16 protein-coding genes and 2 tRNA genes are annotated in these 19873 nt (G+C 62.6%); 10 read left to right on the top strand and 8 right to left on the bottom strand.

The window, feature by feature from the left end:
- Positions 1–61: 61 nt before the first annotated feature.
- The 3 genes from BJI47_RS01575 to BJI47_RS01565 form a co-directional block, all read right to left on the bottom strand.
- Positions 62–1045, bottom strand: a complete 984-nt coding sequence (locus BJI47_RS01575; protein WP_088942055.1) for a ribose-phosphate diphosphokinase — start codon at positions 1043–1045, stop codon at positions 62–64.
- On the bottom strand, positions 1042–2526 hold the full coding sequence (glmU, locus tag BJI47_RS01570) for a bifunctional UDP-N-acetylglucosamine diphosphorylase/glucosamine-1-phosphate N-acetyltransferase GlmU (RefSeq protein ID WP_176224623.1): 1485 nt from the start codon (positions 2524–2526) through the stop codon (positions 1042–1044). The genes BJI47_RS01575 and glmU overlap by 4 nt, the downstream gene beginning before the upstream one ends.
- 50 nt (positions 2527–2576) lie before the next feature.
- Positions 2577–2647 (bottom strand) — tRNA-Gln (locus BJI47_RS01565).
- Positions 2648–2873: 226 nt separating this feature from the next.
- Between BJI47_RS01565 and BJI47_RS01560 the strand changes: the two genes are divergently transcribed.
- The 4 genes from BJI47_RS01560 to BJI47_RS01545 all read left to right on the top strand — a co-directional run bounded on the left by BJI47_RS01560 (position 2874) and on the right by BJI47_RS01545 (position 9001).
- On the top strand, positions 2874–3470 hold the full coding sequence (locus tag BJI47_RS01560; RefSeq protein ID WP_176224627.1) for a TetR/AcrR family transcriptional regulator: 597 nt from the start codon (positions 2874–2876) through the stop codon (positions 3468–3470).
- 188 nt (positions 3471–3658) lie between these two features.
- Positions 3659–4297: a ScbR family autoregulator-binding transcription factor gene (locus BJI47_RS01555; RefSeq protein ID WP_088942113.1), complete on the top strand. Its 639-nt coding sequence runs from the start codon at positions 3659–3661 to the stop codon at positions 4295–4297.
- Positions 4298–4514: 217 nt separating this feature from the next.
- Positions 4515–8087, top strand: coding sequence for a transcription-repair coupling factor (mfd, locus tag BJI47_RS01550; RefSeq protein ID WP_254900332.1), 3573 nt, complete (start codon positions 4515–4517; stop codon positions 8085–8087).
- Positions 8087–9001 (top strand): MazG family protein, encoded by a 915-nt coding sequence (locus BJI47_RS01545; protein WP_088942054.1) that lies wholly within the window; start codon positions 8087–8089, stop codon positions 8999–9001. The genes mfd and BJI47_RS01545 overlap by 1 nt, the downstream gene beginning before the upstream one ends.
- 138 nt (positions 9002–9139) lie before the next feature.
- Here BJI47_RS01545 and efeB read toward each other — a convergent pair whose 3' ends face one another.
- Genes efeB through efeU form a run of 3 tightly spaced genes read right to left on the bottom strand, consistent with a single transcriptional unit; the run spans position 9140 to position 12421 of the window.
- A complete protein-coding gene (gene efeB, locus BJI47_RS01540; RefSeq protein WP_088942053.1) occupies positions 9140–10405 on the bottom strand; it encodes an iron uptake transporter deferrochelatase/peroxidase subunit in 1266 nt (421 codons plus the stop codon).
- Positions 10386–11525: an iron uptake system protein EfeO gene (gene efeO, locus BJI47_RS01535; protein WP_088942052.1), complete on the bottom strand. Its 1140-nt coding sequence runs from the start codon at positions 11523–11525 to the stop codon at positions 10386–10388. Before efeO ends, efeB begins: the two co-directional genes overlap by 20 nt.
- Before the next feature lie 5 nt (positions 11526–11530).
- Positions 11531–12421, bottom strand: coding sequence for an iron uptake transporter permease EfeU (gene efeU / locus BJI47_RS01530; protein ID WP_088942051.1), 891 nt, complete (start codon positions 12419–12421; stop codon positions 11531–11533).
- 240 nt (positions 12422–12661) lie between these two features.
- On the opposite strand from efeU, the gene BJI47_RS01525 reads away from it, so the two are divergent.
- From BJI47_RS01525 to BJI47_RS01500, 6 genes are all read left to right on the top strand, one after another.
- Complete coding sequence (locus tag BJI47_RS01525) at positions 12662–13339, top strand: lytic murein transglycosylase (RefSeq protein WP_254900331.1); 678 nt, start codon at positions 12662–12664, stop codon at positions 13337–13339.
- Between the two features lie 121 nt (positions 13340–13460).
- Positions 13461–14747 (top strand): phosphopyruvate hydratase, encoded by a 1287-nt coding sequence (eno, locus tag BJI47_RS01520; protein WP_088942050.1) that lies wholly within the window; start codon positions 13461–13463, stop codon positions 14745–14747.
- A gap of 29 nt (positions 14748–14776) precedes the next feature.
- Positions 14777–15457: a septum formation initiator family protein gene (locus tag BJI47_RS01515; protein ID WP_088942049.1), complete on the top strand. Its 681-nt coding sequence runs from the start codon at positions 14777–14779 to the stop codon at positions 15455–15457.
- Positions 15454–15993 carry a DUF501 domain-containing protein gene (locus BJI47_RS01510; protein ID WP_088942048.1) on the top strand — a complete coding sequence of 180 codons (540 nt, stop codon included), beginning with the start codon at positions 15454–15456 and terminating at the stop codon, positions 15991–15993. The genes BJI47_RS01515 and BJI47_RS01510 overlap by 4 nt, the downstream gene beginning before the upstream one ends.
- Positions 15990–16934: a Ppx/GppA phosphatase family protein gene (locus BJI47_RS01505; RefSeq protein WP_088942047.1), complete on the top strand. Its 945-nt coding sequence runs from the start codon at positions 15990–15992 to the stop codon at positions 16932–16934. Before BJI47_RS01510 ends, BJI47_RS01505 begins: the two co-directional genes overlap by 4 nt.
- Before the next feature lie 178 nt (positions 16935–17112).
- Positions 17113–17186: transfer RNA gene (locus BJI47_RS01500), tRNA-Leu, on the top strand.
- A 147-nt stretch (positions 17187–17333) separates the two neighbouring features.
- Here the strand turns inward: BJI47_RS01500 and BJI47_RS01495 are convergent.
- Together BJI47_RS01495 and BJI47_RS01490 are read right to left on the bottom strand one after the other, a co-directional pair.
- Positions 17334–17954 carry an isochorismatase family protein gene (locus BJI47_RS01495; RefSeq protein ID WP_088942046.1) on the bottom strand — a complete coding sequence of 207 codons (621 nt, stop codon included), beginning with the start codon at positions 17952–17954 and terminating at the stop codon, positions 17334–17336.
- A complete protein-coding gene (locus BJI47_RS01490; protein ID WP_088942045.1) occupies positions 17951–19840 on the bottom strand; it encodes a hydantoinase B/oxoprolinase family protein in 1890 nt (629 codons plus the stop codon). Before BJI47_RS01490 ends, BJI47_RS01495 begins: the two co-directional genes overlap by 4 nt.
- Between the last annotated feature and the right edge of the window lie 33 nt (positions 19841–19873).

Below are 19873 nucleotides of genomic sequence, written 5' to 3'. Positions count from 1 at the left end.
GAGAGATGGCGGAGCGGGTGTAAAGAAACTGAGCCTGCGAACAACCAAATAGTGCTGGGTGCTAAGCGACGCCGTTGAAGAGGCTTGTCACCGAACCGTTTTCGAAGACCTCGTGGATGGTGCGAGCAAGCAGCGGAGCGATGGACAGCACGGTGAGCGTGTCGAAGCGCTTGTCTTCGCTGATCGGGAGGGTGTTGGTGACGACAACTTCCTTTGCCCCGCATTCTGCGAGACGTTCGGCGGCAGGGCTGCTGAGGACGCCGTGGGTGGCTGCGATGACGACGTCACCGGCTCCGGCTTCCTTGAGCACCTTCACCGCACCGGCGATCGTTCCGCCGGTGTCGATCATGTCGTCGATCAGGATGCAGGTGCGTCCTTCGACGTCTCCGACGACGCGGTTCGACTTGACCTGGTTGGGCACCAAGGGGTCGCGTGTCTTGTGAATGAAGGCCAGCGGTCCGCCGCCGAAGCTGTCGGCCCACTTCTCGGCGACGCGAACGCGCCCCGAGTCAGGGGAGACGACGGTGATGTGTTCGAGGCTGTACTTGCTTCGGATGTGCTCGGCCAACTGGCTGTGCGCGTGCATGTGGTCGACGGGGCCATCGAAGAAGCCTTGAATCTGATCGGTGTGCAGATCGACCGTGATGATGCGATCGGCGCCGGCGGTCTTGAGTAGGTCGGCCACCAGACGCGCCGAGATCGGCTCGCGTCCGCGGTGCTTCTTGTCCTGACGGGCGTACGGGTAGAACGGCAGAATTGCGGTGATGCGCTTGGCCGATCCGCGCTTGAGCGCGTCGATCATGATCAACTGCTCCATCAGCCAGGTGTTGAGCGGGAACGGGTGACTCTGCAGAACGAAGGCGTCGGATCCGCGGACGGATTCCTCGAAGCGAACGAAAATCTCCCCGTTGGCGAAGTCGCGTGCGGTCTGCGGGGTCAGGCCGATTCCCAGCTCCTTCGCCACCTGCTCGGCAAGCTCTGGATGTGCACGACCCGAGAAGAGCATGAGGTTCTTCTGGTTGTCGATCCAATTGGGGGTGGTCACTGCTGTTCGCCATCCTTTGATTCGTGCGCGTTTGTCGACTTGGCAGCCACAGCCCGAACCGCAGCTTCCGCCGCCGCCGTTCCTGGCCGTTTCTTTTCGACCCAGCCCTCGATGTTGCGCTGGGAACCCGCGGAGACGGCGAGCGCCCCCGGGGGTACATCGTGTCGGAGCACCGTTCCGGCTCCGGTGTAGGCCCCGTCGCCTACTCGGACCGGGGCGACGAACATGTTGTCCGACCCAGTCCGGACGTGCGAACCGACGATGGTGCGGTTCTTGTCGACGCCGTCGTAGTTCACGAAAACGCTCGACGCGCCGATGTTGGAGTACTCACCGATGGTCGCGTCGCCGACGTAGGTCAGGTGCGGCACCTTCGAGTGGTTTCCGATTGTCGAATTCTTGGTTTCGACGAAGGTTCCCACCTTGGCGCCGTTCCCGATGTCGGACCCTGGACGTAAGTACGCGAACGGGCCGACAGTGGCACCGGAGCCGATGGTTGCGAGATCGGCTTGGGTGCGTACCACCGACGCGCGCTCGCCGACGACGACGTCGCGGAGCGTGGTGTCGGGTCCGATGACGGTGTCCTCGCCGATGTGAGTGCTTCCCAGTAACTGAACGCCGGGTTCGAGACGGACATCTGCCCCGAGAGTGACATCGACGTCGATCCAGGTAGTGGCGGGATCGACGACGGTGACACCCGCGCGCATGTGTCGCTCGATGATGTGACGATTGAAGATTGCGGTGATGCGGGCGAGCTGAACTCGGTCGTTGACACCCAGAACCAGGTCCGGATCGGCGAGCTGAGTGCCGTAGACCGCCAGGTCGCTGCTCTTGCTGATCTTGACCACGTCCGTCAGGTACAGCTCGTGCTGAGCGTTCTGGGTGCTCAGCTTGCCCAGTGCAGTCCGCAGTGCGACGGCATCGAACGCATAGATCCCGGAATTGACCTCGTCGATTCTGATCTGTGCCGGACTCGCGTCGGCATGCTCGACGATTTCGGCTATTTCACCGTCTTCGGTACGTACGATTCGGCCGTACCCGTTGGCGTCGGAGGGCACGAATGTCAGGACCGTCGCCGCGGCAGGTTTGGGTGCGCTCAGGTGCTCGTCGAGCAACGCTTTGAGGGTGTGGCCGTCGAGCAGGGGCACGTCGGCAGCTGTGACGAGGATGGTGCCCTCGAAGTCGTCCGGTAGTGAACGTAAGCCGCACTGCACTGCGTGGCCGGTACCGAGTTGTTCGTCCTGAACGGAGGTGGAGATGGTGCGTCCGAGCTGGACACTCAACTCGTCGACCGATTCCGTAACCCGCTCACGATCGTGCCCGACAACGGTGACCAGGTAGTCGGGCCCTAGATCGGCAGCGGCATGCAGAGCATGGGCAAGCATCGTGCGGCCGGCGAGGGGGTGGAGGACTTTGGGAGTCTTGGACCGCATCCGGGTGCCTGCTCCCGCTGCGAGAACGACCACGGCGGTGTGCAACGGCAACTGAGCTCCTCGCGAATTGCTGGTTACTTTCTCGACAGAAATTCTTCTCGCTCCGCCGCCAGGACTCGAACCTGAACTATCTGAACCAAAATCAGAGGTGCTGCCATTACACCACGGCGGATCGTGGACCAGCGGTTTCTCCGAAGACTGAAGACCTTTGTGAATCAGGTCGACGGCCACGGTTCTTCCACCGAGCGCAACGAGTCTCGCATGAACGGTAGTTGCCAGTCGAACCGCGCCCAAAATTGACCACTAGGCTGGCCGGACGAGGCTCCTTGCAAGCAAGCGAGCGAAGAATTTCGGTGGGAGGCAGTTTGTCCGAACCCGAGCGGGTAACGCGCGTCCGTATGACGGGGACGCAGCGACGTGAGCAGTTGATCGAGATCGGGAGGTCTCTTTTCGCCGAGCGCGGGTACGAGGCGACGTCGGTGGAAGAAATCGCAGGTCGGGCACACGTGTCCAAGCCTGTCGTGTACGAGCACTTCGGCGGGAAAGAGGGCCTGTATGCGGTGATCGTCGATCGGGAGATGTCGACGCTGCTGCAGATGATCACGTCCTCGCTCGAACAGAATCGCTCTCGAGTTCGCGTCGAGCGAGTCGCGCTTGCCCTGCTGACCTATGTGGAGGAACGCACGGACGGCTTCCGGATCTTGGTTAGGGACTCGCCGGTCGCTGCGGTCGCTGATGGCAAGTACTCCTCATTGTTGAACGATGCCGTCTCTCAGGTAGGCCACATCCTGGCCGGGGATTTCACGCGGCGCGGGTTCGACGCCGGGTTTGCTCCCTTGTATGCGCAAGCACTGGTCGGGATGGTCTCGATGACGGCGCAGTGGTGGCTCGACGTCCGAGAACCTTCGAAAGAAGTTGTTGCGGCTCACGTTGTCAACTTGTGTTGGAACGGGTTGACCAATCTGGAGGCTGCGCCGCAATTGGGGGGCAAATGAGCGGTCGATTTTCGCACTACCGCTCGAAAGAGCGGGTAGGGTCAATTTTGCAGCACTGAGAGTTACGTCACAGGCGCTGGTTTTATTTGTTCAGACCGTTAGCAAGTTGACCGAGGCGAGAAAACCACTGGATGGTACCGTTCGCAGCATTGCGCAATGGCAGTCCCAGTATTCCTAAGGCGGATCCAATGGTCAGACAGGCCCGCGCTGAGATTACTCGCGACACGGTGTTGTCCGGTGCAGCGAACGTGTTTCTGCGTCTCGGATACGCGAACGCGAGTCTCAGCGAAATCATCTCTCAATCACAGGTCACCAAGGGTGCTCTCTACTTCCACTTCGGGTCGAAGGAAGAACTCGCGCGGGCTGTGATCGACGAGGGCAACGCCAGGCTCACCGCCGCGTGCCTGCAGTTCAACGACGGCCGTATCCCGGCTCTCGAAGCTGCCATCGGCATCTCCTACATCGTCGTGGACATGTCGGTCACTGACCCGATGGTCTCCGCGATGATGCGTCTGAGCCACCAGATCGGTGACTATAGAGGTACACAGGGCAATGTCATGGCCGGTTGGAGCGTCGCGTTCGATGCGCTTGCAGCCAAGGCGATCAAGCAGGGCGATATCGATCCGGATGCGGACCCGCACACCATCGGATCTCTCGTTCTCGAGATTCTTACCGGTGTGCACATGGTTGCCGTCGCTACCGGGACCACCGAGGAGTTGCCCTCGCGCATGGAGCGCCTCTGGTACTACCTGCTTCCCTCGCTCGTCACGGCAGGCAAGCTCGACTACTTCCGCGAATTTGCGGCACGACGGGTCATCCGGCACTAGCTCCGACGGCTCGGTGGGCACGCCCAGCCGTCGCCGGGTCGGTGTTCTCCCATAGAATTGGCCGCGACCGCCGGTTCGTTCGTTCGCCATGATCTTGGTGCACTTCGAACCGGGCTGCCTTCGTGTCGTCCTTCGTTCAGGAGCCCTGCTGTTGTCTTCCGATTCCTCGCTTCACCTGTCGGGCGTCGCGCGCGTCGCTCTGGCAGATTCCGCTTTGATGACCGTGAGCGAGGCTGTCGGGACTGCGGAGTACACGCTCGTCGCGCCGAACTCCTCGCGCCCCTTCGTCGCTGCCGCGATAGCGCAGCAGGCGCAGGTGCTCGTCGTCACCGCGACGGGACGTGAAGCGGACGATCTCACCGCTGAACTCGGTCAGATGTTCGGCGACGCGGTGGCGCAGTTTCCGTCGTGGGAGACCCTGCCGCACGAGCGGCTCTCGCCTAGCGCAGACACCGTCGGCCGGAGACTCGAAGTATTGCGGCGGCTCGCGCGGCCGGATGATCAGGACTACGGCCCACCCCTCCAGGTGATCGTCACCACGGTGCGATCGCTCGTTCAGCCGATGGCCCCGGGGCTCGGCGAGATCGAGCCGATCGGATTGAAGGTGGGCGTCGAGATCGACTTCGACGGCCTGATCCACCGACTCGTCGAGTTGGCGTACACGCGCGTCGACATGGTCGGCAAACGAGGCGAATTCGCCGTCCGTGGCGGCATCCTCGATATCTTCTCCCCGACGGCCGATCATCCGGTACGTGTCGAGTTCTGGGGTGACGAGGTCACCGAACTCCGCGCTTTCTCCGTTGCCGATCAGCGCTCCCTGCCCGACGTCGTCATCGAGTCGGTCATCGCACCGCCCTGCCGTGAACTGATTCTCACTCAGGACGTCCGCGATCGTGCGGCGGTGCTCGCCGGTGACAATCAGGCCGATGCGGCACTGGTGGAGATGTTGGACAAGATGTCTGCCGGGGTACCAGTGGAAGGCATGGAAGCGCTGCTTCCGCTGCTGCAGCCTGGCGAACTCGAGCTACTGGCCGATGTATTGCCGAAGGGTGCACACGTCCTGCTGTGCGATCCAGAGCGAATCCGGACGCGTGCAACAGATTTGGTTCGTACCGGGCAAGAGTTCCTCGAGGCATCGTGGACGGCGGCGTCCGTGGGTGGAGCGGCACCTCTCGACACCGCGACTGTGGACACCAGCAGCCTGGGCGGGACGAGTCTCGACCTCGGAGCGTCCGCATACCGTTCGCTACGCCAGATCCGCGAATCCGCGCAGGCGCTCGGGCGGCCGTGGTGGACCATCAGCCCACTGGCTTCGGGGAGTGAGACCGAGGTCGAGTTGGCGATCGAGACCGTCCCTGAGGTCCGTGGTTCGGAAGAGCTGCTCACCGGACTCTTCGCCATGCTCCGAGCGCATGTCTCCACCGGCGGTCGCGCCGTCATCGCCGTCGCGGGCGCGGGAACCGCAACGCGCATCATCGAGCGGCTCGGCGAGGCCGAAGTGCCCGCTGTCGCAATTGATTCGGGCACCGAGCCATTGCCCGACGTCGTCAGCGTCCTGTGCGCCTCGCTCCATGCCGGACTGATCCTGCCCGACGCGAACCTTGTGATCGTCACCGAAAGCGACCTGACGGGCAACCGCGTTGCCGCCGCCGAGGGCCGAAAGCTACCGGCCAAGAGGCGGAATCAGGTCGATCCGCTTGCATTGAAGGCCGGCGACAGTGTCGTGCACGATCAGCACGGTATCGGCCGGTTCGTCGAAATGGTCGAGCGGACCATCGGTGGAGCTCGCCGCGAGTACCTCGTCGTGGAGTATGCACCCAGCAAGAGGGGACACCCGGGGGATCGACTGTTCGTGCCGATGGATTCTCTGGATCAGCTCTCTCGCTATGTCGGCGGGGAAATGCCGTCGCTGAGCAAGCTCGGTGGTTCGGACTGGTCGAACACGAAACGCAAGGCGCGCAAGGCTGTTCGGGAGATCGCCGGAGAGCTCGTGCAGCTGTATGCAGCGCGTCAGGCGGCGCCCGGCCACGCCTTCGGCCCCGATACTCCATGGCAGCGTGAAATGGAGGACGCGTTCGCGTTCACCGAGACGATGGACCAGATGACGGCCATCACCGAAGTCAAGGCCGACATGGAGAAGCCGGTCCCGATGGACCGTGTCATCCTCGGTGACGTCGGTTACGGCAAGACCGAGATTGCCGTTCGTGCCGCTTTCAAAGCCGTTCAAGACGGTAAGCAGGTCGCCATCCTCGTGCCGACGACCTTGCTGGCACAACAGCATCTGCAGACCTTCACCGAGCGAATGGCGGCCTTCCCGGTGACGGTCAAGGGGCTCTCTCGCTTCACCCACGGTTCCGACTCGAAGCTGGTCATGGCAGGGCTCGCCGACGGGACGGTCGATATCGTCGTCGGTACTCACCGGTTGCTGCAGACTGGAGTGGCGTGGAAAGACCTGGGGTTGGTCATCGTCGACGAGGAACAGCGATTCGGCGTCGAACACAAAGAGCACATCAAGTCCTTGCGTACGCACGTGGACGTCCTGACCATGTCGGCGACACCGATTCCTCGTACTCTGGAGATGAGCCTTGCCGGCATTCGTGAAATGTCGACGATTCTGACTCCGCCGGAAGAGCGTCACCCGGTGCTCACCTATGTGGGCGCCTACAACGACAAGCAGGTCGCTGCGGCCATCAGACGTGAACTGCTCCGTGACGGGCAGGTCTTCTTCGTACACAACCGAGTCAGCTCGATCGACAAGGCAGCGAAGAAGATTCGTGACCTCGTACCGGAAGCTCGGGTGTCCACCGCGCACGGTCAGATGAACGAGGAGACGCTCGAGCGAACCGTACAGGGGTTCTGGGAACGCGAAACGGATGTACTCGTCTGCACCACCATCATCGAAACCGGTCTCGATATCTCGAATGCGAACACTCTGATCGTCGAACGCAGTGATTCGCTGGGCCTTTCGCAGTTGCATCAGCTTCGTGGTCGGGTCGGGCGTAGTCGCGAACGTGGCTACGCGTACTTCCTGTATCCGCCCGAGAAGCCGCTTACCGAGACTGCGTACGACCGTCTGTCCACCATCTCGCAGAACTCCGACCTCGGTGCCGGTATGGCCGTGGCGATGAAGGATCTCGAAATTCGCGGTGCCGGCAACGTTCTCGGTGCCGAACAGTCCGGCCACGTGGCAGGTGTCGGGTTCGACCTGTACGTGCGATTGGTCGGTGAAGCTGTCGAGGCCTACCGGGCAGCTGCCGACGGAAAGCCCATCACCACCGACGAAGCCCCCAAGGAAGTTCGGATCGACCTGCCCGTCGACGCCAACATTCCGCCGGACTACGTCACCAGTGATCGGCTTCGCCTCGAGGCTTACCGGAAGTTGGCCGCTGCTACGGATTCCGAAGGCATCTATGCCGTCATCGAGGAGTTGGTGGACCGCTACGGTCCGCTGCCCGAGGAAGTCGGCAGGCTCGTTTCCGTCGCGAAGCTGCGGCTTATCGCCAAGGAATACAACCTGACCGACGTCAATGTCGCTGGTACGCAGGTGAAGTTGGCGCCGATGGATCTCCCCGATTCCAAGCAGATCCGGCTCAAACGTCTCTACCCGAGCGCGCAGTACCGCGCGACCACCGGCGTCGTACAGCTACCGCTACCGCGGGTCGAGGGTGGGGGAGTCGGAGCGGCCAGGGTCCGTGACGTCGAATTGGTGCAGTTCATTGCCGACCTGATCCTCTCGCTCGACAGTAAGCCGTCTCGATCGGTTCTGTTGGAGCACACTGTGGGGGTGTGATGACGGTAGTGCTGCTCGACCCGACCCGGCCCGGTCAAGTCCCTGCAGAGGCCGTCGAATTCCTCAGTGGAGTAGTCGAATTCACCGAGGAAGTGCCGGTCAGTATTCGATGGATGTTCGCCGGAACTGCACGCTCCGACAACTCCGGAGGGGTGCTCGTCAGTACCGACCCGCACAACGGTCGAGTCCTCGCGCGTATTCGGCGCGGCGACCGGGTCATCGCCTCCCCGAAACTGCCCGGTGACGACCTCATCGCAGCGGTCGTTCTGATGGATCGACTCCGATCGATCGGGGGCTGGGAAGCCCAACAGACGCATGCCTCGTTGAGCGGCTACCTTCTGGAAGAAACCTACGAGTTACTCGATGCGATACACAGTGGGAACCTCGTGGATCTGAAGGAAGAACTGGGCGATCTCCTTCTGCAGGTCTTGTTTCATTCGAGGATCGCTCAGGACGCAGAACCCGGCGGCTTCGACGTCGACGATGTCGCTGCCGGTCTGGTCGCGAAGCTGACCCACCGCACACCCCACCTGACTGACGGATCGACGGGACCCATCGACGTCGCGACGCAGGAACGGGCGTGGGAAGAACGCAAGGCGGCAGAGAAGGCGCGCGGATCATGCCTCGACGGCATCGCGATGGCGCAGCCCGCACTTGCATTGACGCAGAAGATCATTGCGCGCGCAGCCAAGGCCGGTCTGCCGGACGAGCTGGTGCCCGACAACCTGCGAACAGTGCACATCGGCCTCGATCACAGCAGTGGGGGGGAGAGCGCGGAAGATCTGCTCCGCCGTCGGGTGTTGGAGTTCGCCGAGCGCATCCGTTGTGCCGAAGTGTCGGCCAAGGATCGCGGGGCGGTTCCCGGGCGGATCTCCGCGATCGAGTGGATCGAAAACTGGGGTCTGCGGGCGTAAGTTGTCCCCGCCCCCAGCTTGCCCGCACGCCCCAGCTTGCCCGCCCCCAGCTTGCCCGCACGCCCCAGCTTGCCCGCACGCCCCAGCTTGAATGGCGCATCCAAGCTATTTGATCGTATGAATGCGCCATTCAAGCGATTATGCGAACAGCGTAGAACCCCAGTACTCCGATTCCCCGAGACCCGGTGGGCACGCGAACACCGCGGAGCCGACGTGCTGGATGTACTCGTTGAGTAGGTCCGTTCGCGCCAGCGCGAGTTGCAGCGGCACGAACTGGGTCAAGGGATCACGGCAGTAAGCGATGAAGAACAGTCCGGCGTCGAGGTGCCCGAAACCGTCGGAGCCGTCGGTGAAGTTGTAACCGCGCCGCAGGATCTGGATACCACCGAGTTCTTCTTTGGACGCCAACCGGACGTGCGCGTCGGCGTCGATGAGGGGCCCGTCCGGACCCTTCGAATCGAGATCGAGCGCATCGAATTCGTCGGTCAGGCCCAGTGGAGCGCCGGTTCCCTTGCTACGTCCGATGACTCGTTCTTGCTCTTTGAGCGTCGTGCGGTCCCAGGACTCGATGAGCATACGTATTCTTCGTGCAACGAGGTAGGAGCCGCCACCCATCCACTCCTGGTCGTCGGCAGGATCGACCCAGACGTTCTGGTCCAGCATCTGCGGATCCTCGGCCTTGAGATTGGCGGTCCCGTCCTTGAAGCCGAACAGGTTTCGAGGTGTGGCTTGAGTTGTCGACGTCGAAGAGGTGCGTCCGAATCCGAGTTGCGACCACTTGACGGACACCGTCCCGAATCCGACGCGAGCCAAGTTGCGAATGGCGTGCACGGCAACCTGCGGATCGTTGGCGCATGCCTGAATGCACAGGTCGCCGCCCGATCGCGCAGGATCGAGGTTATCGGCCGGGAAGTGCTGGAGGTCGGCCAACGACGCGGGCTTTTTGTCCGCGAGACCGAACCGATCGAACAACCCCGGACCGAATCCGATGGTCAATGTCAGTGATGAGGCCGCGAGCCCAAGGGCTTCGCCGGTGTCGGACGGCGGCTTGTATTCGCCTGCCCCGACGGCGCCGCCCTCGAACGTCTCTTCGCCCTTGGTCAGTCGCTCGGCCATATCGGTCCACTTGCGAAGCAGAGCGACGAACTCCTCGCGCGAGTCGGTGGTGATGTCGAAGGAAACGAAGTGCATGCGGTCCTGTGCAGGCGTGACGATGCCTGCCTGATGGTCACCGCGGAACTCGACGACGTCGGACGTCGGGGACTCGGAACCGGCTGCTGTTGCGTTGCCTGCGATGGCTCCGACTCCGACCAGCGCGGCACCCGCCCCGACGGCACCGAAGAGGCGCCGTCGGGAGAAGCCGGAGGCGGACGAACCTGTGCTCTTACTCTCCTGCGACGACACTCTGTACCTGACTTACTTCGGCGGACAGTGCGTCGATCTTGTTCGAAAGTTCTTGGCGCTGTGGTTCGGTCACGGTGTCGTAGAACACGAAGCCGTCGCCGACGCGGTACTTGGCGAGCTCGGCGTCGAGTGCGGCGAAGCGAGTGTCGATCGATGTTCCGAGTTCGGGTCGACGCTCGTCGATGATCGGACGCACTGCGGCGATCGCAGCCTGCGCGCCGTCGACGTTGGCCTGGAAGTCCCAGAGGTCGGTGTGCGAGAAGAAGTCTTCTTCGCCGCTGATCTTGGTCTTGGCGACCTCGTCGAGCAGACCCTGCGCGCCACCGGCGACCTGGATCGGGTCGACGGTGAAGTCGTCGGCCCTGACCTTCTCGGCGAGTTCGTCGATGTTGGCCTGAAGCTGATCGGCCATCGCGTTAGTGTCCGGCTGCAACCCCTGTGCCCAGAGATCTTTTTCGATGCGGTGGAAGCCGGTCCACTCCGCGCTTGGCTCTACGTCGGGCTCGCGGAGGTCGATGCGGGGGTCGAGCTCGTCGGGGAAGCTCTCGGCGACGGGCTCGATACGCTCGTAATAGCTACGCGCGATGGGGAATTGAGCCTTGGCGCCCTCGACATCGCCGGCCTTGACAGCTGCCACGAAGCTAGCCGTCGTCTCCTGTAAAGCATCGATCTGGCTGAGGACGTAGCGCTTGTAGCCGGATGCGGCTTCGGCAAGCAGACCACCTTCGTCGGCCTGGCGGACGGCGTCGCCGCTGACGAGGAAGTCTGTGCGGATGCCGTCGCCCACCATGCCTGCCTTGCAAGCAGTTTGGTATGTGCCGGGGTCGGGCAGCGCAACGATGAGCTGGCGCGTCAGGCCGGGGCCGATGTTCTCGACCTCACCCATAACTCGATCGCCTTCGCCGTAGACATAGAACTCGGTGACCTTGCTGCCGTTGTTGGTGATCTGGAAGGTGGAGTTTCCAGTGGCGCCCTCGGAGGCGCTGATGTCACAGCCGTTGTCGGTCGCGGTGACCGTGATGTCCCCGGCACTCGTCTCGGAGGACGACTTTTCGGTACAACCGGCCAGAGCCAGCGGAAGAACCGCAACCGCTGCCAGAGCGTAGGTGGTACGACGCATTTTCTTCAGTGCCTTTCGGAAGCGTGGAGAACAGGCTCTGGTGTCGCGGGGACGCGAACCGGCCGGAGAAACAGAAACAGGACGATGACGAGATATGCCAACCAGCCGACGGACTGCAGGACCGTCGGCTCGGGTCGGAAGTTGAAGATGCCCGCGAGCACGGTGCCGTACCAGCTCGAGGCGTCGTAAAGCGCTGTGATGTCGAACGCCACCGAAGATCCGCCGGGGAGCACTCCGCCGATCTGTAGGGCGCGTATGCCGTAGGCGAGGATTCCGGCGGCGACGACGATGAGGAAGATGCCGGTGTATTTGAAGAACACGGCGAAGTTGATGCGAATCGCACCGAAGTACAGGAATATCGTCAGGATGGCCGCGACTACGATGCCCACGAGAAGACCGAGCAACGGCCACAGGCTGCCGTTGGCGTTCTCTGCGTAACCGACCATGAGAAGCGCGGTTTCGATTCCTTCACGCCCGACCGCGAAGAAGGCCAGTGTCAGAACCGCAATCGGACCGACGGTCAGTGCACGTTCCATTCCGCCCTTCAGTTCACCGGAGATGTCCTTGGCCGCTGTGCGCATCCACAGGACCATGGCGGTGACAATGGCGACGGCGACGAGGGATGCGAACCCGGCGATGATCTCGGCGGTGAGACCGGTGACCGTCGACGTACCGTAGTGAATGACGAAGAATACGACCGCGACCATGGCGACGGCAGCGCCGACTCCGAGCCATACCCATTTGAGTGCATCGCGGCGATCGGCTTTGACGAGGAATGCCACGAGGATCATCACGACTATGCCGGTTTCGAGCCCTTCACGGAGTCCGATCAGTCCACTGCCGAACATCTGGGTTGCGATCGATGGCGCAGTTCCGGCGGCAGCGAGTACGGACACGGGTGACCTTCCCTGGAATGGCACTGAGTTCGGTACGCCTTCCCTTCTGTAGGGTAGGCGACCCTCATCTGTTGACTATTACAGGAACATACACCCAGATAGCCAGAGCAAAAACACCACAAACGAGCTCTTACATAGAGCTTTAGGTTTCTATTACCTTTGATGTGCAGGATGGGTGGTGTGACCCATCGACCCCGCCGAGCCGCGATCTTGCTGTCCACAGCTTTGGCAGTGACGATCATGGCCAGCGCATGCGGTTCCTCCGAACCCCCGCGAGTCATTCCCGAGGGCATACCTCCCGGCCCAGGCGCTCCCGTCCCGGACATCGATTTCAATGCTCCCGGACGCACCGCAGATCTACTGCTCGCGTGGGCTGCCCCGCAATCGGATGCGCTGAGCATTTCCGAACCGGCGCTCGCGGCGTACGCGCACGCCGCCGCGGTCATGTCCGCCACGGCGCCGGACTGCGGGATCGCCTGGACCACTCTCGCGGGCATCGGATTCATCGAGAGCCGCCACGGTACCTACCAAGGCTCTGCTGTCGCGCAGGATGGCACCGTTGCGCCGACCATTCGCGGAATTCCGCTCGACGGGGCTCCCGGCATCGCCGAGATCCCGGATACCGATCGCGGAGCCCTCGACGGCGACGACATTCACGACCGCGCGATGGGACCGATGCAGTTCATTCCCGAGACATGGAAGAAATGGGGTGTCGACGCCAACGGCGACGGTGTCCCCAATCCGGACAACCTGGACGACGCGTCCCTTACTGCAGCCCGGTACTTGTGTGCGCGCGGGGGCGACTTGCGCACCGCGGAAGGGTGGGAGCGGGCCCTGATGGCGTACAACCAGTCGGGTGTCTATCTCCGTGATGTCCGCGACGCTGCCGCGGCCTATTCGGTGGGAGCCGGCGCCTAGCTACATGTCGTATGCGGGTGAGTGAGCGAAGCGGCTAGTCTGACACACGGCACAGTCCGCAACTCGGTCGTGGCGTCGTAAACAGCGGCGTTGTCGGTCCCCGTTTATAGGAGAAGCATTCGTGGCCATCATTGAGCAGGTCGGAGCTCGCGAGATCCTCGACTCCCGTGGCAACCCCACTGTCGAGGTCGAGGTCGCATTGGACGACGGAACTCTTTGTCGTGCGGCAGTTCCCTCCGGTGCATCCACCGGCGAGCACGAGGCCGTCGAGCTTCGTGACGGCGGCGAGCGGTACGGCGGCAAGGGCGTGGAGAAGGCCGTCAACGCTGTTCTCGACGAGATCGCACCGGCGGTCATCGGCCTCGACGCCATCGAGCAGCGCACCATCGATCAGGCCCTGCTGGACCTCGACGGCACCCCGGACAAGTCCCGCCTCGGCGCGAACTCGCTCCTGGGTGTTTCACTCGCTGTCGCGAAGGCTGCTGCAGAGTCTGCGGGCCTCGAACTGTTCCGCTACCTCGGCGGACCGAACGCGTACATACTTCCCGTCCCGATGATGAACATCATCAATGGTGGCGCGCATGCGGACAGTGGCGTCGACGTCCAAGAATTCATGATCGCTCCGATCGGTGCACCGACGTTCAAGGAATCCCTGCGTTGGGGCGCCGAGGTCTACCACTCGCTCAAGTCGGTTCTCAAGGCCAAGGGCCTCTCCACCGGACTCGGTGACGAGGGCGGTTTCGCTCCTGATCTCGCCGGTACCAAAGAAGCACTCGACCTCATCCTCGAAGCCATCAAGAAGACCGGACTCGAGCCGGGACGCGATATCGGTCTGGCTCTCGACGTCGCGGCCACCGAGTTCTACACCGCGGGCACTGGCTACGCCTTCGAGCGTGACACCAAGACCGCAGAGCAGCTCTCAGCGTTCTACGGCGAGCTCGTCGACGCCTACCCACTCGTGTCCATCGAGGATCCGCTGGACGAGAACGACTGGGATGGCTGGGTTGCACTCACCGAGTCCATCGGCGACAAGGTGCAGCTGGTCGGCGACGATCTCTTCGTCACCAACCCCGAGCGTCTGGAAGACGGCATCGTTCGCGGCGCCGCCAACGCACTGTTGGTCAAGGTCAACCAGATCGGCACCCTCACCGAAACCCTCGACGCAGTCGAGCTGGCGCATCGCAACGGTTACAAGACCATGATGAGCCATCGCAGCGGCGAAACCGAGGACACCACCATCGCTGACCTGGCAGTTGCCGTCGGAAGTGGTCAGATCAAGACAGGCGCACCCGCTCGAAGCGAGCGAGTCGCCAAGTACAACCAGTTGCTGAGAATCGAAGAAGCTCTCGGTGACGCGGCGCGTTACGCAGGCGAGCTGGCCTTCCCCCGGTTCAATTACGAGGGATAGTTTTCTCACGCAAGCGTTGAAGGTGGGTCATGGCGGCAGGACGAGGTAGACCGGGGACCAGCCCAGGTGGGCGCGATCCTCGGCCTCGCGGCCGTTCGGCTTCGCCACGCAACCGGCAGACCGAAGCTGCGCGCGGCGACGCGCGCAGCACCGGTCAGCTGCCGCCTGAGCCGTCCGATCAGGCACGCGATGCCGTCGTGGCGGGCCGGGCAGCGCCACGACGCGTCGGCGTCCAGGCTTCGACCCGTCCGGATCGAAGTTTTTTCGGGCTCTCCACCGGTCGCGCTGTGATCTTGGCGATCGTGGTGTGTGCGTTGGCGTTGACGCTCGCGATGCCGCTGCGGACGTACTTTTCGCAACGGACCGAGCTCGCTGCGGTCCTCGCGGAGCGTCATAGCCTCGAAGACGATGTAAAGAATCTCGAGCGCGAGAAGTCACAACTGAACGAACCAGCACGCATCGACGCCGAGGCACGCAGTCGGCTGCGGTGGGTTATGCCGGGGGAGACGCCCTATCAAGTGCAGCTACCCGGTGACATGGCGAAGTCCGACGAAGAAGCAAAATCGATCGAGCAATCCGAGGGCCCGTGGTATCGGGATCTTTGGGAATCAGCAGTGCAGCCGCAGCAGAGCGACGAACCGGAGCAGCAACCACTGCCCGCACTCGTTCCTGCGCCTGCACCGGTACTAGAAGGAGGACCTGTCGGGTGACCGGTGCAGGAAAATCGGCAGTCTCGCCGGAGGATCTCGAGGCGGTTGCGACCCAGCTGGGGCGTGAGCCTCGCGGGGTACTCGAGATCGCCTACCGATCCCCGGACGGCAGGCCCGGTGTGGTGAAAACTGCACCCAAACTCCCCGACGGCACACCCTTCCCGACCCTGTATTACCTGACCGATCCGCGGCTGACCGCAGAGGCGAGCAGACAAGAATCTGCAGGCGTCATGCGTGAGATGACCGAAAGGCTGGGGACCGATACGGAGTTGGCAGCCGGATATCGGCGAGCCCACGAGTCCTACTTGGCCGAACGCAACGAGATCGAATCGTTGGGAACAGACTTCACCGGCGGAGGCATGCCGGACCGAGTGAAATGCCTGCACGTTCTCATCGCGCATTCGCTCGCCAAGGGCCCAGGTCTCAATCCACTCGGCGACGAGGCAGTTGCCCTCGCCGCCGAAAACCATATGCGCGGCAAAGCCATTCCAGCGGACTGGCCGACCATCGCAGAACTTCGCGGGGAGACACAATGACCAGAGTTGCCGCCATCGATTGCGGAACCAACTCGATCCGGCTGCTCGTCGCCGACGTCAAGGACGGTGTCCTTACCGACGTCGCACGTGAAATGCGCATCGTGAGGCTGGGCCAAGGGGTCGACGCGACGGGAGCGTTTGCGTCGGAAGCCATCGAGCGAACCCGAGATGCTTTGCAGGAGTACGCCGGAATCATCCGTGAGAGCGGAGTGTCGGCGCTACGCATGGTGGCCACCTCGGCTACACGCGACGCGTCGAACCGTGAGGACTTCTTCGCGATGACGCGTGAAATCCTCGATCCGATAGTCGCAGGCTCGGTCGCCGAGGTCATCACCGGCGACGAAGAAGCCAGACTGTCCTTTGCCGGAGCCGTCGGTGAACTCAACGCTGCCGGTGCACCTTTCCTGGTCGTCGACCTCGGTGGCGGATCCACCGAGCTGGTACTCGGAGACAACAAGGGTGTCAAGGCTGCGTTCTCGGCGAACATCGGATGTGTGCGGCTGACCGAGCGGTTCTTGCACAGCGATCCGCCCACCGCAGACGAGATCGCCAGTGCCCGTGAATATGTGCGCGCAAAGCTGGAAGAAGCCTTCGAGGAAGTGTCGATCGGAAACGCGACGAGCTGGGTCGGCGTCGCGGGCACGATGACCACCATTGCCGCCATCGCCTCCGGACTCACGGAGTACGACGCCGAGAAGGTGCACCTCACCCGTGTGCCGTTCGCGGACCTTTTCGAGGTGTGCGACCGGCTGGTGAACATGACGCGTGCCGAACGAAGCGAGTTGGGCCCCATGCACCCAGGACGGGTCGATGTCATCGGCGGCGGTTCCATCGTCTGCAGCGTCTTGGCCGAGGAATTCGAGCGCCGCGGAGCCGTCAGCACACTGATCGTCAGTGAACACGACATTCTCGACGGGATTGCCCTATCGGTGAAGGTCTAGGCAGGTAGAACTCCCCGGTGGTGCGGGTATTTTTCCGTGTTGCTGTTCGGTCGGATGACCTTGCAGTAGTTCATCTTCCATCTTCTGCTGTGAAGAGAATCCGGAATTCTGGCGCCGATGATTCCAGGGTCGATACTGCCTTATAAGATGATCGACGCGGACCTGCTTGTCCGCGGTGGCCCCTATAGCCCAATTGGCAGAGGCAACGGACTTAAAATCCGTACAGTGTCGGTTCGAGTCCGACTGGGGGCACTCGGGGCGATGTGGATCCATAAATGTGCACCGCAGACGTTCGATGGTTGGGTGTACCCGCTATGCAGTCATCCGTGATACCTCCTCGGGCTATCGATCATCGAGATCTGCACATGCCGAAGTCGTTACTTTGTCCGTCTGCGACAACTACCGTCCGAGTAGCTCCTGTGCCTCGGCCAGAGTGAGGACGTCTGCGTACTTGGCCTGCAGATCGAGCAGGTTCGACTCGTGCATTCCGAGCTCGCGATCGCCGCAGGCATCGGAGACCACCAGCGGCCGAAAGCCATGTTGCAGAGCGTCGGTGGCGCTCGCGCGGATGCATCCACTGGTGGTCAACCCACAGATGTAGAGCGTGTCGATGCCGCGGGCGGTGAGCGTCGCGGCGAGTGAGGTACCGAAGAAGGCGCTCGCGTACTGCTTGGTCACCACCGTCTCGCCCTCGAGAGGCCGTGGATCGGGCGGAAAGTCGCCGAGTTCCGAGCCCTCCTCGAACACTGTCAAAGCGGGAATTTTGTGCATGAACAAGCCGCCGTCGAGACCACCGGTCTGATAGCTGACCCGGGTGAAGACAACGGGGACCTCGGCGTCCCTCGCCGCCGCGACCAGTGTTGCGGCGGCGCTCACGGCGGCCTCGACGGGGGCGCGGAGAGGCGACCCGTCGACAAGGTAAGCCTGGACGATGTCGACGACCAGCACTGCGGCACTGCGCCCCGGCCCCAGGTCTCCGGCGAACCCCGACTGCCGATACGAACTGAGGGCATCGTTCATGCGCGCACGGCTTTGCGCACGTTCACCGGCGGGCGAGGTGCAGGCAGGCCTGTCTCCTCTTCGCACCGTTCGAGTAGTTCCTCGATGGATGGACCTTTGTCGAAAACTTGGATCTCTCCGCGATCGGACACCATCTTCTCGCGAAGGGTGATCGATGCCGCCGAGTCCACTGAACCCTCTGCGTCACAGACGATTCCGTACCCGGTACGGGCTCCTTCGGTGCTGACGAGGCCGCGCCGAACTTCGAGACCGACCAGCTCTGGATCGCGAGCGAAGGGGTCTCCCCATCCGCCGCCGCCCCAGGTGACGAAGTGCAGAACGTCGCCACGTGCGACCTCCACGTCGTGGATCTTGCTGGGCAGTATCTCGATCTCGCCCGACGCCCGGATGAGCCACTTCTTGCCGCGCGCACCGGGTTTGCCCCCGTTCACGCCCCACGGGTAGGTGAGCCAGCGATCATCGTGGATGGCGATCGTTCCCGGCTCCTCGAAGTAGTAGGCGACGTCGACACCGTTTCCGCCGCGGTGCAATCCCGCTCCGCCGGTGTCGGTCACCGTCTCCCAGCGCTCGATGCGCAATGGGTAGTACGACTCGAGGTACTCGCACGGGATGTTCACGAACGACGGCCACAGCGAATGTCCGTCCGGCCCGTCGCCCATCGGTCGACCGGGAATGCCGCCGAATCCGATGGAGTACAGCTGGAACCACTCACCGTCACGTGATCCTCCGTCGTAATGACCGGAGTACATGAAGTGGGGTGACGACGAGAAACCCGCGGCATTGAGGATCTCCGGATTGTTCTTGCCCAACAGTCCACCGAAAAGATCGAAGACGCGGCCGATTCCATGGTTGCGGCCGTTGAGTGCGGCGGGATAGCGCGGTTTCCAGAACGAGTCCTCCGGGATGGTCACCTCGATCAGCGGATAGAACCCGTCGTTCCACAGAATCTGCGGGTCGGCGACCGTGATGACGTAAATGCCGAAGAACATCCGGACCAAGTTTTCGTTGATGAAATAGTTGATCGGGCCGACCGCCTGCGGCGCAGCCTTGCTGAAATCAAGGTGGACCTTCTCACCGTGCCGGGTGAGAGTGATCGCGAGTTCGTAGGGGCCGTAACCACATCCGTCGTCGCAGATGAAATCGCTGAACTCGATCGTCTCGCCGTCGACGAACAGCATCGCCAGCAACACCTTCATGGCCTGATAGTTCCGCTCGAGCAACGCGTCGAGGGCAGAGAGATACACATCGACACCGAAACGGTCACACAGTTCGACGATCCGCCGCGACGCGGTGGTGCACGCGGCCACCAAACCATTCAGGTCCGCTCGGTTCCAATCGGGCTTGCGTACCTGATTCAGGATGATGTCGAGCGCGGTCTTGTTCAGCTGCCCCTGGCTGTAAAGCTTGAAGGGCGGGATGATGACGCCCTCCTCGAAGATGGTGTGCGCGTCGGTCGGCATGGACGAGGGTGTCTTGCCCCCGACGTCGGACATATGGCCGAACATCGACGACCATCCGACTACGCGACCGCTGTGAAAGATCGGCAGGACGATGAGCCAGTCGTTGGCATGACTGATCGCGGCACCACAGGCGTACGGGTCGGAGGTCAGCAGGATGTCGCCCTCGCCGACGGTTCCGTCGTAGTTGTCGAGGAAGTCGGGGACGGACAGACCGAACTGACCGACCACCATCTTTCCTTTTGGATCGGCAATGAGGGGGAATTCGTCGTGCTGTTCGCGGATGCCTGGCGACAGTGCGGTGCGGAAGAGGACCTCGTCCATCTCGGTCCGGGCGTTTCGTAGAGCGTTCTCGATGATGTCGAGCGTGATCGGGTCGACCGGAACCGTGGTGAACGGGGTTTCCGAGGTCTCGATGATCGTTGCCATCAGTTCTCCTGAAATCGAGGGGTGCGAGGAAGG

The sequence above is a fragment of the Rhodococcus sp. 1168 genome (genome assembly GCF_002091955.1).
In the GTDB taxonomy this organism is placed as follows: domain Bacteria; phylum Actinomycetota; class Actinomycetes; order Mycobacteriales; family Mycobacteriaceae; genus Rhodococcoides.
Note: the sequence above shows the minus strand (reverse complement) of the source record. Positions and strands in the feature narration are given on the sequence as shown.

Excerpts from the sequence above, each read along its gene's own strand:
- BJI47_RS01560 (WP_176224627.1), top strand. The coding sequence starts at position 2,874 with ATGACGGGGACGCAGCGACGTGAGCAGTTGATCGAGATCGGGAGGTCT.
- BJI47_RS01555 (WP_088942113.1), top strand. The coding sequence starts at position 3,659 with ATGGTCAGACAGGCCCGCGCTGAGATTACTCGCGACACGGTGTTGTCC.
- mfd (WP_254900332.1), top strand. The coding sequence starts at position 4,515 with ATGACCGTGAGCGAGGCTGTCGGGACTGCGGAGTACACGCTCGTCGCG.
- BJI47_RS01545 (WP_088942054.1), top strand. The coding sequence starts at position 8,087 with ATGACGGTAGTGCTGCTCGACCCGACCCGGCCCGGTCAAGTCCCTGCA.
- efeO (WP_088942052.1), bottom strand. The coding sequence starts at position 11,525 with ATGCGTCGTACCACCTACGCTCTGGCAGCGGTTGCGGTTCTTCCGCTG.
- BJI47_RS01525 (WP_254900331.1), top strand. The coding sequence starts at position 12,662 with ATGGCCAGCGCATGCGGTTCCTCCGAACCCCCGCGAGTCATTCCCGAG.
- BJI47_RS01515 (WP_088942049.1), top strand. The coding sequence starts at position 14,777 with ATGGCGGCAGGACGAGGTAGACCGGGGACCAGCCCAGGTGGGCGCGAT.
- BJI47_RS01505 (WP_088942047.1), top strand. The coding sequence starts at position 15,990 with ATGACCAGAGTTGCCGCCATCGATTGCGGAACCAACTCGATCCGGCTG.
- BJI47_RS01495 (WP_088942046.1), bottom strand. The coding sequence starts at position 17,954 with ATGAACGATGCCCTCAGTTCGTATCGGCAGTCGGGGTTCGCCGGAGAC.
- BJI47_RS01490 (WP_088942045.1), bottom strand. The coding sequence starts at position 19,840 with ATGGCAACGATCATCGAGACCTCGGAAACCCCGTTCACCACGGTTCCG.